General features: G+C 63.3%; 14 protein-coding genes. 9 read left to right on the forward strand and 5 right to left on the reverse strand.

Annotated features, from left to right (window positions below):
• Positions 1-2: 2 nt before the first annotated feature.
• The 3 genes from ald to DCG74_RS18125 all read left to right on the forward strand — a co-directional run bounded on the left by ald (position 3) and on the right by DCG74_RS18125 (position 2770).
• Complete coding sequence (gene ald / locus DCG74_RS18115; protein WP_172784302.1) at positions 3-1118, forward strand: alanine dehydrogenase; 1116 nt, start codon at positions 3-5, stop codon at positions 1116-1118.
• Positions 1119-1381: 263 nt separating this feature from the next.
• Positions 1382-1600 (forward strand): hypothetical protein, encoded by a 219-nt coding sequence (locus DCG74_RS18120; RefSeq protein ID WP_027546306.1) that lies wholly within the window; start codon positions 1382-1384, stop codon positions 1598-1600.
• A 111-nt stretch (positions 1601-1711) separates the two neighbouring features.
• Positions 1712-2770: a YeiH family protein gene (locus DCG74_RS18125; protein ID WP_172784303.1), complete on the forward strand. Its 1059-nt coding sequence runs from the start codon at positions 1712-1714 to the stop codon at positions 2768-2770.
• Between the two features lie 124 nt (positions 2771-2894).
• On the opposite strand, the gene DCG74_RS18130 is transcribed toward DCG74_RS18125, so the two are convergent.
• The 5 genes from DCG74_RS18130 to DCG74_RS18150 all read right to left on the reverse strand — a co-directional run bounded on the left by DCG74_RS18130 (position 2895) and on the right by DCG74_RS18150 (position 7470).
• Positions 2895-3767 (reverse strand): ABC transporter ATP-binding protein, encoded by an 873-nt coding sequence (locus DCG74_RS18130; protein WP_172784304.1) that lies wholly within the window; start codon positions 3765-3767, stop codon positions 2895-2897.
• Positions 3764-4675 carry an ABC transporter permease gene (locus DCG74_RS18135; RefSeq protein ID WP_373569523.1) on the reverse strand — a complete coding sequence of 304 codons (912 nt, stop codon included), beginning with the start codon at positions 4673-4675 and terminating at the stop codon, positions 3764-3766. The genes DCG74_RS18130 and DCG74_RS18135 overlap by 4 nt, the downstream gene beginning before the upstream one ends.
• Positions 4672-6090, reverse strand: a complete 1419-nt coding sequence (locus DCG74_RS18140; protein WP_172784305.1) for an ABC transporter substrate-binding protein — start codon at positions 6088-6090, stop codon at positions 4672-4674. Before DCG74_RS18140 ends, DCG74_RS18135 begins: the two co-directional genes overlap by 4 nt.
• Positions 6091-6271: 181 nt before the next feature.
• Positions 6272-7045 (reverse strand): Crp/Fnr family transcriptional regulator, encoded by a 774-nt coding sequence (locus tag DCG74_RS18145; protein WP_172784306.1) that lies wholly within the window; start codon positions 7043-7045, stop codon positions 6272-6274.
• A gap of 128 nt (positions 7046-7173) precedes the next feature.
• Entirely contained in the window at positions 7174-7470 is a 297-nt protein-coding gene (locus DCG74_RS18150; RefSeq protein ID WP_172784631.1) for a gamma-butyrobetaine hydroxylase-like domain-containing protein, read from the reverse strand.
• A 200-nt stretch (positions 7471-7670) separates the two neighbouring features.
• Between DCG74_RS18150 and DCG74_RS18155 the strand changes: the two genes are divergently transcribed.
• From DCG74_RS18155 to ytfQ, 6 genes are all read left to right on the forward strand, one after another.
• The gene (locus DCG74_RS18155) at positions 7671-8444 is read left to right on the forward strand and encodes a ferredoxin--NADP reductase (RefSeq protein ID WP_172784307.1); all 774 of its coding nucleotides are present in this window, start codon (positions 7671-7673) and stop codon (positions 8442-8444) included.
• A gap of 101 nt (positions 8445-8545) precedes the next feature.
• The gene (locus DCG74_RS18160) at positions 8546-10288 is read left to right on the forward strand and encodes a fumarate reductase/succinate dehydrogenase flavoprotein subunit (protein ID WP_172784308.1); all 1743 of its coding nucleotides are present in this window, start codon (positions 8546-8548) and stop codon (positions 10286-10288) included.
• Between the two features lie 31 nt (positions 10289-10319).
• The gene (locus DCG74_RS18165) at positions 10320-10553 is read left to right on the forward strand and encodes a ferredoxin family protein (RefSeq protein WP_007593252.1); all 234 of its coding nucleotides are present in this window, start codon (positions 10320-10322) and stop codon (positions 10551-10553) included.
• A gap of 2 nt (positions 10554-10555) precedes the next feature.
• Positions 10556-11533 carry a HEAT repeat domain-containing protein gene (locus DCG74_RS18170; protein ID WP_172784309.1) on the forward strand — a complete coding sequence of 326 codons (978 nt, stop codon included), beginning with the start codon at positions 10556-10558 and terminating at the stop codon, positions 11531-11533.
• A gap of 155 nt (positions 11534-11688) precedes the next feature.
• Positions 11689-12861, forward strand: a complete 1173-nt coding sequence (locus tag DCG74_RS18175; RefSeq protein WP_172784310.1) for a fumarylacetoacetate hydrolase family protein — start codon at positions 11689-11691, stop codon at positions 12859-12861.
• A 303-nt stretch (positions 12862-13164) separates the two neighbouring features.
• A complete protein-coding gene (ytfQ, locus tag DCG74_RS18180; protein WP_172784311.1) occupies positions 13165-14130 on the forward strand; it encodes a galactofuranose ABC transporter, galactofuranose-binding protein YtfQ in 966 nt (321 codons plus the stop codon).
• The last annotated feature ends 16 nt before the right edge of the window (positions 14131-14146 follow it).

Genomic DNA, 14146 nt, shown 5'->3' on the forward strand with positions numbered 1-14146 from the left:
AGATGCGCGTCGGGGTGCCGAAGGAGATCAAGGTGCAGGAATATCGCGTCGGGCTCACCCCAGGGGCGGTCCGCGAATATGTCGCCGCCGGGCACCAGGTAATGGTCGAGAGCGGCGCCGGCAGCGGCATCGGTGCGTCCGACGAGGTGTACCGGCGGGCTGGGGCGTCCATTGCCGAGACGGCTCGCGAGATCTTTGCAAAGTCCGACATGATCGTGAAGGTGAAGGAGCCGCAGAAGAGCGAATGGGCTCAGCTTCGCGAAGGCCAGATCCTTTTTACCTATCTTCATCTTGCGCCGGATCCCGAGCAGGCCAAGGGCCTGCTTGCTTCCGGCTGCACCGCAATCGCCTATGAAACCGTCACGGACGCGAGTGGTCACCTCCCGCTGCTCGCCCCGATGAGCGAAGTCGCCGGCCGCCTCGCCATCGAGGCCGCCGGCGCCGCCCTCAAGCGCTCGGCCGGCGGCCGCGGTCTGCTGCTGGGCGGCGTGCCCGGCGTGCAGCCGGCTCGCGTCGTCGTCCTCGGCGGCGGCGTGGTCGGAATGCAGGCGGCGCGCATGGCGGCCGGCTTAGGTGCCGAAGTCACCGTGATCGACCGCTCGATTCCGCGCCTGCGCGAACTGGACGATCTCTTCGTCGGACGCGTGCGCACCCGCTTCTCCACCATCGAGGCGGTCGAGGACGAGGTGTTCGCCGCCGACGTCGTCATCGGCGCAGTGCTGGTGCCCGGCGCCAGCGCGCCGAAGCTCGTCACGCGCGCGATGCTGAAATCGATGCGGCCGGGAGCCGTGCTGGTCGACGTCGCGATCGACCAGGGCGGCTGCTTCGAGACCTCGCACCCGACCACGCACGCGGAGCCGACCTACGAGGTCGACGGCGTCGTGCACTATTGCGTCGCCAACATGCCGGGAGCGGTGCCGGTGACCTCGAGCCAGGCCCTGAACAACGCGACGCTGCCGTTCGGCCTGATGCTCGCGAACAAGGGCTTTGCGGCGGTCCTGGAGAATCCGCATCTGCGCAACGGGCTCAACGTGCATCGCGGCCGGGTGACGAACAAGGCGGTGGCGGAGAGTCTGGGGCTGGAGTTTGCGCCAGTAGAGAGCGGGCTGGCGGCTTAGCGAAATGGGCTACCGCCAATGCGGTGCCATCAATCGACTGGAAGATGGCGCTGCCGCCTTGCCCCGGGCCGGGAATCCCGGCGCGGGAAGGGCGTTGTGACTGGAGTGGCGGTATCCAAATCGGCGAGAAGAAGAAAACTATTGCCGCGGTCCTGTCAGGAGGAAGGAGTTTCCCCTTACGAGGGCAAAAACGCCAATCGCTTCCATTGCTGTTTGGAGCCGAAACGACGACATTTGCGCCAGAAATTGGTGGATCGGCAGCCATGGAACGCACTGGATTTGAGCCCTTCGGCGAGCAACTGGTGTCCGCAACGGACACACAGCCGAAGTCGCGTGCGTCGAAGCTCCTGCTGCGGGCCGGCACCACCCTGTTCTGGTCGCTGGTCGCCGGCATCGTGCTGGCCCGTGCCGCCTTCTTCGAGCCGGGCATCTATGACGGCTTCAGCCGCGTCGCCTCGCTGGCCAAGAACCTGATCTTCTGAGGCCGTTTATTCCGGGCTGAGGACAGAACTTCTCTCGGCCCTGATATGTCGAAAACATATTTCCCAATTGGGTCGCGCTGCGTATAAATCTTTCTCCTTCGGGAGAGATTTGTGTCGCAGAATCAAGCATCCAGCCCGGCCGATTCCAAGCCGGCCACCGCCGCGAGCCGTATTGCGGCGCTGATCCCGGGCATTCTCCTCTGTATCGCCGTGGCCGGTGTGTCGGCCCTGCTCGAGCGGGCCGAACTGGGCGTGTTCGAGCATCCCTATGTCGAGGCGCTGGTCATGGCGATCCTGCTCGGCATGGCGGTGCGCAGCTTCTGGAAGCCGGCCCCGCGCTGGCAGGCGGGTATCGCCTTCAGCGCCAAGCAGCTGCTCGAGGTCGCGGTCATGCTGCTCGGGGCCTCCATCAGCTTCGCTGCGATCGCGGCTTCCGGCATTGCGCTGCTCGCCTCCATTGCCGCGGTCGTCGTGGTCGCGCTCTGCGTCTCCTTCGGCCTCAGCCGGCTGCTCGGCCTGTCGACGCGGCTGTCGATCCTGATCGCCTGCGGCAACTCGATCTGCGGCAATTCCGCCATCGCCGCGGTGGCTCCCATCATCGGCGCAAGCAACGACGAGATTGCATCCTCGATCTCCTTCACGGCGATCCTTGGCGTGATGATGGTGCTGGGCCTGCCGCTGCTGATCCCGCTGCTGCAATTGTCCGCAACGCAGTACGGCATCCTCGCCGGGCTCACCGTCTACGCGGTGCCGCAGGTGCTTGCCGCCACGGTGCCGGCAGGCCTCGTCTCGACCCAGATCGGCACGCTGGTGAAGCTGATGCGCGTCCTGATGCTCGGGCCGGTCGTTGTCGGCCTGTCGCTGGTCGCCTCGCGCTGGCAGAGCGATGCCCGGAAGACCAGCGTCGGCTTCTTCCGCCTGGTCCCCTGGTTCATCCTCGGCTTCCTTGCGCTTGCGACCCTGCGCTCGCTGGAGATCGTGCCGGCCACGGTGGTCGGCCCCGTGACGAAGATCACCGGCTTTCTCACGGTGGTCTCGATGGCAGCCCTCGGCCTTGGCGTCGACGTGCGCGTGCTCGCCAATGTCGGCGGCCGGGTGACGGCCGCCGTGACGCTGTCGCTGATGCTGCTGCTGGGGATCAGCATCGCACTGGTGCACTGGTTCAAATGATCATGGCATAGGGTGGGCAGAGGCGCGTAAGCGCCGTGCCCACCAGTTCTATAACAGACGGAGAATGGTGGGCACGCTTTCGCTTTGCCCACCCTACGAGACCGTCAATGCTGCGAGCGGGAAGCTAAATCACGTCCGCCAGCGAATGGCCCTGCAGCTCGATGTTCAGCCCCTGCATGCCCATGTCGTTGATCTCGCCGCCCATCGCCTTCAGGCTCTCTTCGCGAATCAGCGACATCAGCCCGCGGCGGAGCGCCAAAAACTCCGACGACATCATCATCGATTGCTGACGCGGCCGCTCCAGCGGAATCGGGATCTCCGCCTTGATCGAACCGGGCCGCGCGGTCATGCAGTACACGCGGTCGGAGAGGAAGATCGCCTCGTCGATGTCGTGGGTGACGAACAAGACCGAGATCTTCAACCGCTGCCACATGTTGGTAAGGATCTGCTGCATGATGACGCGCGTCTGCGCATCGAGGGCGCCGAACGGCTCATCCAGCAGCAGCACCTTCGGTCCCGTAGCCAGCGCGCGGACGATGCCGACGCGCTGCTTCATGCCGCCGGAGAGCTTTTCCGGATAGTGCTTTTCGAACGCCTCCAGACCCGCGAGCCCCAAGAGCGTGCGCGCCGCCCGCTCGCGCTGCGATCGCGGCATGCCGCGCATCTTCAGCCCGAACTCGACGTTCTCCCGCACCGTCTTCCAGGGAAACAGTGAATATTGCTGGAACACCATGCCGCGCTCGGCGCTAGGGCCGTTCACGCGCTCGCCGTCGACCGTCACGATGCCGGTAGTCGGCTTGAGGAAGCCGGCGACGGCGTTGAGAAGCGTCGATTTTCCACAACCGGAAGGACCGACGATCGAGACGAACTCGCCCGGCTTCACATGGATCTGCGTGTCAGTCACGGCCTGGACCGCTCCCTCGATCGTCTCGTAGGCGAGGGAGAAGTTTTTGACCTCAATGTGGCCCTTCGGCGGACTCGCAACTAATTCGCTCATGTCGATCTCCACGGCATTACCAGCTTCCCTGCACCCCGGATCAGCAGGCTCGATCCGAGCCCGAGTACCCCGATCGCGATCATGCCGAGGGCGATGTCGGCGTACTGGACCAGCGAATAGGCCTCCCACGTGAAATAGCCTATGCCGTATTGGCCCGAGATCATCTCGGCGGCGATCAGCGAGACCCAGGCGACGCCCATGCCGACGGTGAGGCCGGTGAAGATGTGAGGCAGCGATGCCGGAAAATACACCTCGCGGAAGATCGAGCGCTCGCGCGCGCCGAGGCATTGCGCGGCGCGCACCAGCACGGGGTCGACCAGCGTCATGCCGTGCAACGTGTTGACCAGGATCGGGAAGAACGAGCCGAGGAAGGTAATGAAGACGATGCTCTGCTCGTTGGTCGGCCACAGCATGATCGCCATCGGCACCCAGGCGATCGCCGGAATCGGCCGCAGCACCTCCGCGACCGGGAAGATTACCTCATGAACCAGCTTGAAGCGGCCCATGATGAGGCCGAGCGGCACGCCGATGATCGCCGCCAGCGAGAAGCCGATGAAGATGCGCCGGCAGCTGAGCAGGATGTGCATCAGGAATTTGGGATCGTGGATCGCCTTGGTGAAGCTCGCATAAACCGCGAGCGGCGAGGGCACGTTGGTGAAGCGCACGAAGAACACGACGCGATAGGTCGTGAGCAGGTGCCAGACCAGCAGGAACGCGAACAGCGAAATCACGCCGATCGCCGCCGCGCGCAGACCTGACCGATTGAGCCGGTACCAGCGCAAGGCGAGTGTGTCGAAGGACGGCGGCGTCGTAGGCGGGGTGATGGCAGCGGGCGAGGAGGCCGCCTCTGCAAGTGCTGTTGCCGGCATGCTGTCCTCGGGAGGTCTGACGAGGGCGGGACTGCTCACGTCTTGCCTCCGACTGCGGCCTTTAGGGCGTCGTCGAAGCCGAGCACCTTACCGCTGATCTTGGCGGCATAGGCTTCGGCATCCTTCTTCAGCAGGAACGGGGCGAGTTCGCCATTGCCGACCGCAAAGAAGGCCTGATCGGCGAACAGCTTGATTCCGCGCGTGGTGTCGAAGACGTAGGCGACGTTGATCTTCTTGCCCTTGGCCTTGTAGTCGGCATAGGCACCGAGTGTGCAACTCGCGGACGAGAACGGCAAGATACCGGCGTCATCGACCCAGACCTCGCCGGCCTTGCGGGGATCCGCGATCGGCTTCTTGCAGAAACCATCTTCACCTGAAATTTCATAGTTCTTGGTGCTCGCAAGCTGCGCATCATAGTCGAGCTTCATATCGGCATAGGCTTTGCGGATGTAGCTGTCGTCGACCCATTTCTTCGGATCGAACTCCTTCATGCGGCCGAGATTCTGCAGCACTTTGACGTCGGTCGTGGCCGCATCGATCAGCGCCGGCTTGATGGTGGGATCAGTGGTCATGTTGCCGCTGGGGCCGAGGAAGATGTAGACGACTTCCTTGCTGATGCCGGTCCATTCCTGGATCTTTTCCGCGGCGAGCTTGGGATCGTCGCGCAGCCACTGATTGGCAGCGATCAGCGCCTTGAAGTAGGCGACGACGACCTCCGGATATTTTTGGGCGAAGTCGGTGCGAACCACGATGCCGTGGAAGGTCGGCAAGTTCGTCTCGACACCGTCGAAGATCTTTCGCGCGAAGCCGCGGAACGGCAGCAATTCCGCAAAGGGGACGAAATCGGCATGCCCGTCAATCTTCTTCTCCTGCAGATTGGTTGAGCCCACTTCCGGGCTCTGGCTGACGAGCTGGAAGAAGTCAGATGCGTAGCCGCGATCCTGCATAGCCTTCAGCACCATGCCGTGCGCGGCGGAGCCGAAGGGAACGCTGACCAACTTGCCCTTGAGATCGGCGAGGTCGTAATAGGGCGAGTCCTTGTGGACGACGAGGCCGTTGCCCGAGCCGGACAGGCTGTAGGCGGCGATGCCGATCAGGCGGCTCTTGCTCTCGGGGTTACTCTCGAAAGTGAAGCCGTTCACGATCAGCGGATAGTCGCCCATCATGCCGATCTGCAGCTTGTTCGCCATCATCGCGTTGGTGACGGGCGGACCTGAGGTGAAGTTCTGCCACTCCAGCTCGAACTTGATGTTGGCGTATTTGCCGTCCTTCGGCAGGTATTTTTCCAGCAGATGCAACTGGCGGATGACGACCCCCGCGGTCACCGTGTTGGTTGTGGTGTCCTGGGTTCCGATGCCGAGCGTGACGGTTTCCGCGGCGGCCGGCTGCGCGGTGAGAAGCGCCAGCGACGTCACTGACATCGCGATCGAGAGCGTGGGAAGATGGCGGACCATTCTCATCCTCTTTCGGTTGGATGTGCTGTGGTTGCCATGATTGGTTGAGGGCACCGGCAGGGCAAATCCGGAATGACGACAGCGGTCGATTAGTTGCCCGGAAAAGGTGATTGCATACTCCTTGAGCAGTTCTGCACTATAAAGCCGCTTGCCTGTGCATCGGTCTTGGCTGCAAATTCTCCTAATCGGATGCGTGACCTCGCATCTCCTCCAGCACGTCGGTACGGCAGACGACGATCTGCGACCGCTTGGTCAACACGATTCCCTTCTCTTGCATGCGCTTCAGGCTGATCGTGACCCATTGCCTGGTGGCGCCGACCATGTGGGCGATGTCGGCGTGAGTGAAGGCGGCGGCAATGACGGTGCCGTCAGCATCCTCGACGCCGTAAAGCTCAACGAGGTGCAACAACAGATGCGCGAGGCGTTGGGTGATCGAGCGCGTGCCCAGCATCTGCGCGAGCGCCGAATAGCACTTCCCCTTGAACGTGAGGCCCTCGATCAGGCCGATCGCGAGGTTCGGGATCTCCAAGGCAAGCGACCGCAACTCCTTTCCGGGCAAGTGCACGACGCTGCAATTGCTGGAGGCGACGCCGGACCATTGATGCACGGTGCCTTCGAACACTTCGGGGCCGCCCACGAAATTGCCGACGTGCCAATAGGCGAGTGTGATCTCGCGCCCGAGTGGAGAGGTATAGAATACGCGGATGCGGCCGCTCTCGATCAGCCAGATGCCATCATGCTTGCCACCTTGGCTAAACAGCGTCTGGCCGCGGTTGAGCACCTTGCGGCGGCCCTGCTTCAGCACCAACTCCCGCTCGCGCGGTGAGAGCTTGTCCATCAGCGGTGGTGGACCGCCGATCCATTGCTGGTTCTCGGTGAGCAGCAGGGAGGAACTGCCTGCAGGCCGGGCCGCCGGGGGGGCGGTCCCACGAACCACATTTGCCGCCTGCAACATCGTCTGCCTCCGGAACGTTCAAATCGTTCTAAAGAGGAGCAATGTCTGTGCCAGATGGAGCGAGATTGACGCTCTTCGTCATTCCGGGCTCGCCCTTCGGGCGCCCCGGAATGACGACCGTCGATGGGTCACCGCCCCGCCAGACTGAGCAAATACGGCTTCGGATATATCCCCCGGCTGTGCCCGTCCGAAAACGAGATGTTCAGCCCATAGCCGAGATCGCCGATCCCGGTGATCGCAATCCCGGGAAATGCTTCCGGGAAGCGGCCGTCGAAACGGGCGCGGGTGCAGTGGGCGCATTTGCATGAGAGGCGGAGTTTCTCGGCGGGCACGCTGAGCGCGTCGTCCTGCGTGGTGCGGACGAGAAGCGCGGCGAGATCGGCGCTGGCTTCATAGTTGGCAACGGTCGGTGCCACCAAGGTCATGGTCATGACGAACCTCCGACTTCTATCTATGCCGGCACCGGCGCGGCGAATAGCAACTAATTGCCGGCGCCGGCATGACCGCGTGCCTGGTCTTCGATCACCACGCGCGAAATGTGAAACTAATCGACCGGGAATTTCACTTCTGAATTGCCGGGCCCCCCCTCTCTCCATGACCTTGTCGTCATCGACAAGGAGAGACCATGAGTGCATTTCAGAAGGAAACGGTTTTGTCAGTCAGGCATTGGACCGACTCCCTGTTCAGCTTCACCGCGACGCGCGATCCCGGCTTTCGTTTCCAGAACGGCCAGTTCGCGATGATCGGACTGGAGGTCGAGGGCAAGCCGTTGATGCGGGCCTACAGCATGGCCAGCGCCAATCACGAGGAGGCGCTCGAGTTTTTCTCGATCAAGGTGCAGGATGGCCCGTTGACCTCGCGCCTGCAGAAGATCAGGGAGGGCGACATCATCCTGGTCGGCCGCAAAGCGACGGGCACGCTGATCACCGGCAATCTCATTCCGGGAAAGCGCCTGCTGCTGCTCTCGACCGGAACCGGCCTTGCCCCCTTCGCCAGCCTGATCAAGGACCCGGATGTCTATGAGAACTACGAGACCATCGTGCTCGCTCATGGCTGCCGGCAGGTCTCCGAACTCGCTTACGGCGAGCATCTCGTCGAAGGTCTGCGCGATCACGAATTCTTCGGGCCACTGATCCGCGACAAGCTCGTCTACTATCCGACCGTCACCCGCGAGCCGTTCCGCAACCGCGGCCGCATCACCGACCTGATCGCCTCGAACCAGCTGTTCGACGATATCGGTCAGTCCGCCCTCGATATCGGGAGCGACCGCATCATGCTGTGCGGCAGCCCGGCGATGCTGGAGGAACTCCACGCGATGTTCTCCGCGCGCGGCTTCGTCGAGGGCAACCACAGCCAGCCCGGCCATTTCGTGATTGAAAAGGCTTTTGTCGAGCGCTGAGGCCAAATCGCTGTCCGGCGACAACTAATTGCTATCGCTGGACATCCACCTGAACAAATCTGATGCACAGGCGCCGCGGGTCGGCGAACCAGGAGCAAGTGATGTCACTAGATCAGATCGTCGACGGACTTTCGGAGGTTTCCTGCGATGTGCTCGTGATCGGCGGCGGCACGGCCGGCCCGATGGCGGCGCTGAAGGCGAAGCTGAAAAACCCGAAGGCCAACGTCGTTCTGCTCGAAAAGGCCAATGTCAAGCGCTCCGGCGCGATCTCGATGGGGATGGACGGGCTGAACAATGCCGTCATTCCCGGTTACGCCACGCCGGAGCAGTACACCAAGGAAATCACTATTGCTAATGACGGCATCGTCGACCAGAAGGCGGTCTATAAATACGCGCAGAATTGCTACAAGATCATCGAAGAGCTGGACAGCTTCGGCATCCGCTTTCTGAAGAACGAGAACGGTGACTACGCGGTCAAGAAGGTGCACCACATCGGCACCTATGTGCTGCCGATGCCGAACGGCGAAACCGTGAAGAAGGCGCTGTACCGCCAGCTCCGCCGCGCGCGCATCCTCATTTCCAACCGCTACATGGCGACGCGGCTGCTCAAGTCGACCGACGGCCGGATTGCCGGTGCCATCAGCGTCAACACCCGCACTGCCGAGATCCTGGTGATCAAGGCCAAGGCCGTGATCCTCTGCATGGGCGCCGCCGGTCGGCTCGGTCTGCCGACCTCCGGCTACATGTTCGGCACCTATGAGAACGCCGCCAATTCCGGCGACGGCTACGCCATGGCCTATCACGCCGGCGCAGCGCTCGCGAACCTCGAATGCTACCAGATCAATCCGCTGATCAAGGACTATAACGGCCCGGCCTGCGCCTATGTCGCCGGCCCGTTCGGCGCCTTCACGGCGAATAACGAGGGCTCGCGCTTCATCGAATGCGACTACTGGTCCGGTCAGATGATGCTCGAATTCTACAACGAGCTGCTGTCGGGCAAGGGCCCGGTGTTCCTGCAGCTCAAGCATCTTCACCCCGACACCATCTCCGAGATCGAGTCCACGCTGCACAAGGTGGAACGTCCGACGCGCGGCCTGTTCCAGCAGGGACGCGGCGTCGACTACCGCAACGACTCGATCGAGATGCACATCTCCGAGATCGGCTTCTGCTCAGGTCACAGTGCCTCCGGCGTGTTCGTCGACGACAACGCCCGTACCACCGTGCCCGGCCTCTACGCCGCCGGCGACATGGCGAGCGTTCCGCACAACTACATGCTCGGCGCCTTCACCAACGGCGCGGTTGCCGGCACCGATGCGATGGAGTTCGCCGACAGCCACGATTTTGCGGAGTTCGACGCCGCCGATGTCGCGAAGGAGCGCGACCGCGTCCTGGCGCCGACAAAACGCGAGGATGGCATTCCGCCGAACCAGGTCGAGTACAAGACCCGCCGTCTCGTCAACGACTATCTCCAGCCGCCGAAGGTCACGCGCAAATACGAGCTCGGCATGCGCCGCCTCGCCGAGACGCGCCAGGACATGCAGGAGCACATGATTGCGCGCAACGCGCACGAGCTGCTGCGCGCCCTCGAAGTGCAGTCGATCATGGACTGCGCCGACATGGCCGTGCACGCCTCGCTCTATCGCGAGGAAAGCCGCTGGGGCCTCTATCACTGGCGCACGGATTTTCCGGAGAAGGACAACGAGAACTGGTTCTGCCACACGCTGCTGTCCAAGCAGGACGGCAAGATGACCAGCGAGAAGCGCGCCGTGGAGCCTTATGTCGTGCCGATCGCGGACGACGAGAAGGATCTCTACGACAAGCAGCGCATCCGCGCCACCGCCTGACCCGCCGCAACAGAACAACAGGAGACATCACATGCCTCTCGCGTCCTATCAGACATCCGTTCCGGTGGTCGTCGACGACGCCAAATGCATCGCCGACAAGGGCTGCACCGTCTGCGTCGACGTCTGCCCGCTCGACGTCCTGCGCATCAGCGACATGACCAACAAGGCCTACATGGCCTATGACGAATGCTGGTACTGCATGCCTTGCGAGGCCGATTGCCCGACCGGCGCCGTCACCGTCAACATTCCCTATCTGTTGAGGTGATCATGTCGAGCCCGTTCGAATCCTACGACGACCTCGAGGACGCCGACGAGCGGTTGCAAGCCGCCGATCCTGCCGAGCGCCGCGTTGCCATCATCGCGCTCGGCCATTCCGGCGATCCCGCGGCGGTCGGCCACCTCGCCAATATGGTCGCCGATCCCGACGCCGGCGTCCGCCAGCAGGTCGCGATGGCGCTCGGCGAGTTCGACGGGCCGGAGGTGGCGAGCGCGCTGGTGAGGCTGCTGGTCGATCCGGAACGGATCGTCGCGGCGGCTGCTGCCGACAGCATGGCCGAGTTCAAGGATCCCGCCTGCGCCGAGATAATCCTGCCGCTGGTCAAGCACGCCCACGCCTTCGTCCGCATGGGCGCGCTGCGCGCGCTGAAGGAGTTGCGGTCCAAGGACACGCTGAAGCCGGCGCTGGAAGCGCTCCAGGATGCAGATGCCGCCGTGCGCGTGCAGGCGATCGGCGTGATCGGCTTCCTCAAGCTGGAGGAATCCATTCCGGCGCTGACGGCACTGATCAACGATCCCGACGCTCATGTCCGCCGCGCCGCCGTGAGCGCGCTGGCGTTCTCGCAGCTGAAGCCTGCGGCCGAGACGATCACGCGCGCGCTGAAGGATGCCGACTGGATGGTCCGCGAGATGGCGGCGGATACGCTCGGCCTCAACGTCAACGGTTCGCTCGCCGCCGACCAGCTCATTGGCGCGCTGGCCGATGAATTCTGGCAGGTGCGAGTCAAAGTGATCCGCAGCCTCGGCAAGATGAAGATCGAGCGCGCGGTGCGCCCGATCGGCAATTGCGTCAATCACGACCAGGCCAATTTGCGCAAGGAAGCGGCGGCCGCACTCGGCGAGATCGCCCATCCCGACGGCGAGGCGTTCCTGGCCGTCATCGCCGACGACACCGATCCTGACGTCCGCAAGAACGCACGCTGGGCGCTCCAGCAGATCGCGGCCCGCAAGGCCCGCGCAGGCGCGTAAAAAGGCGCGCGCAGGCGCATAAAGGCGCGGGCAGGGGCATGCCAGAGGGGCATCCTGCCGCTCTGGACTTCCCCCGCCAGACGTTTATTGGTCTTCGCCAATGGGACCGGCCGCTGTGAGCGCGACCGGTCCGAAAAACAGCGAGGACGCCGGCCATGACGACACTGTCCGTTAAAGACCTTCTCCCCGAAGATGGAACGAAGGGGACGCTGGTCGGCCGCGTCTGGCTGCCGCAGGCGAACGGCCCGGCCGTGGTCGCCGTGCGCGCCGATGGCGTGTTCGACGTCACCGCCAAATTCCCGACCATCAGCGCGCTCTGCGAAGAAGACAATCCGGCCAAGGCGCTGGCCGCAGTCAAAGGCGAACGCATCGGCGATCTCGACGCCATCGTCGCCAATACGGCCCCCGATACGCGCGATGCAAAAAAGCCGTGGCTGCTCGCACCCGTCGATCTCCAGACGCTGAAAGCCGCCGGCGTCACCTTCGCAATCTCGATGCTGGAACGTGTCATCGAAGAGCGCGCCAAGGGCAATCCGGCTTCGGCCGAAGCGATCCGGAAAGAAGTGACGCGCCTGATCGGCGACGATCTGTCGAAGCTCAAGCCGGGCTCGGACCAGGCGATGCACCTGAAGCAGGTGCTGATCGATCAGAACGCCTGGAGCCAATATCTCGAGGTCGGCATCGGTCCGGATGCCGAGGTCTTCACCAAGGCGCCCACCTTGTCGTCGGTCGGCACCGGCATGGACGCCGGCCTGCATCCGAAATCGACCTGGAACAACCCCGAGCCCGAGCTCGTGCTGTTCGTTTCGAGCCGCGGCAAGATCGTCGGCGGCGCGCTTGGCAACGACGTGAACCTGCGCGACTTCGAAGGCCGCTCGGCGCTGCTGTTGTCGAAGGCCAAGGACAACAACGCGTCCTGTTCGATTGGCCCGCTGCTGCGTCTGTTCGACGACACCTTCACGCTCGACGACGCGCGCAGGCTGGACATCAGCCTGAACGTCACGGGCACGGACGGTTTCGTTCTCGACGGCCATTCCTCGATCAGCAAGATCAGCCGCGATCCGACCGATCTCGTCGCGCAGACCATCGGCAAGGTGCATCAATATCCCGATGGCTTCGTGCTGTTCCTCGGCACCATGTTCGCGCCCGTGAAAGATCGCGATGCGCCGGGGCAGGGATTCACTCACAAGCGCGATGACATCGTCACGATCGCGGCGCCTCAGCTCGGCAAGCTCGTCAACCGCATGCGCACCAGCGACGAGTGCGAGCCCTGGACGTTCGGCATCGGCGCGCTGATGAAGAACCTGGCGCAACGGAAGCTGATTTAGCGCTGCTGCCCTTCGCCTCCCGCAAGCGGGCGAAGGTCGCATCTTCTCCGCGCTGACAGCTGAAGCTCAAACGAGCCCGCTTATTTTTTTCATCTCCTCGTTGCATGAGGGGAATAAAATCGCGCTGAGCGTGTCATAATCAGCTCGCCGCCACCTACGTGCGTTTTCCTCCAAATAGTCAAATAATATGACTAGTCGGAACTCCACTTCCGTGAAATAGTGCCCACCGCTGGCCCGAAGGCCGGCCTGTGGGTGCCATGATACCAATGGGCGCCCCGGATAACATCTTGGGAGACACGCCTGATGACCCCTAAAGCCCTCTTTGCGGCCAGCGCCATGGCCGCCTTGTTGCTCGCGACCCCGGCCAGCGCCGGCGAGCTCACCATCGGCTTCTCGCAGATCGGATCGGAATCCGGCTGGCGCGCGGCCGAGACGTCCGTGTCCAAGCAGGAAGCTGCCAAGCGGAAGGTCAACCTCAAGATCGCCGACGCCCAGCAGAAGCAGGAGAACCAGATCAAGGCGATCCGCTCCTTCATCGCGCAGAATGTCGATGCGATCTTCCTCGCGCCTGTCGTCTCGACGGGATGGGATTCGGTGCTGAAGGAAGCCAAGGAGGCCAAGATCCCGGTCGTGCTGCTCGACCGCGACATCGATCCCTCCGGCAAGGAGCTCTATCTCACCGCCGTCACCTCCGACAGCGTGCATGAAGGAGAGGTCGCCGGCGACTGGCTGGCGAAGACGGTCGGCAACAAGGCCTGCAACATCGTCGAATTGCAGGGCACGGTCGGCGCCAGCGTCGCGGCCAACCGCAAGAAGGGCTTCGACACAGCGATTGCCAAGCACGCGAACCTGAAGGTTGTGCGCAGCCAGACCGGCGACTTCACCCGCGCCAAGGGCAAGGAGGTGATGGAGAGCTTCATCAAGGCCGAAGGCGGCGGCAAGTCGATCTGCGCGGTCTATGCCCACAACGACGACATGATGGTGGGCGCGATCCAGGCGATGAAGGAAGCCGGCCTCAAGCCCGGCAAGGAGATCCTCACCGTCTCGATCGACGCGGTGCCCGACATCTTCAAGGCGATGGCCGCGGGCGAAGCCAACGCCACCGTCGAATTGACGCCGAACATGGCCGGCCCCGCGCTCGATGCCATCGCGGCGTTCAAGGACAAGGGTACGGTGCCACCGAAATGGATCCAGACCGAGTCGAAGCTCTATACCGCCGCCGATGATCCGCAGAAGATCTACGACAGCAAGAAGGGCCTCGGTTACTGAGGTGGGCTCCGCCGGA

Source organism: Bradyrhizobium sp. WBAH42, from assembly GCF_024585265.1.
Lineage (GTDB): Bacteria > Pseudomonadota > Alphaproteobacteria > Rhizobiales > Xanthobacteraceae > Bradyrhizobium.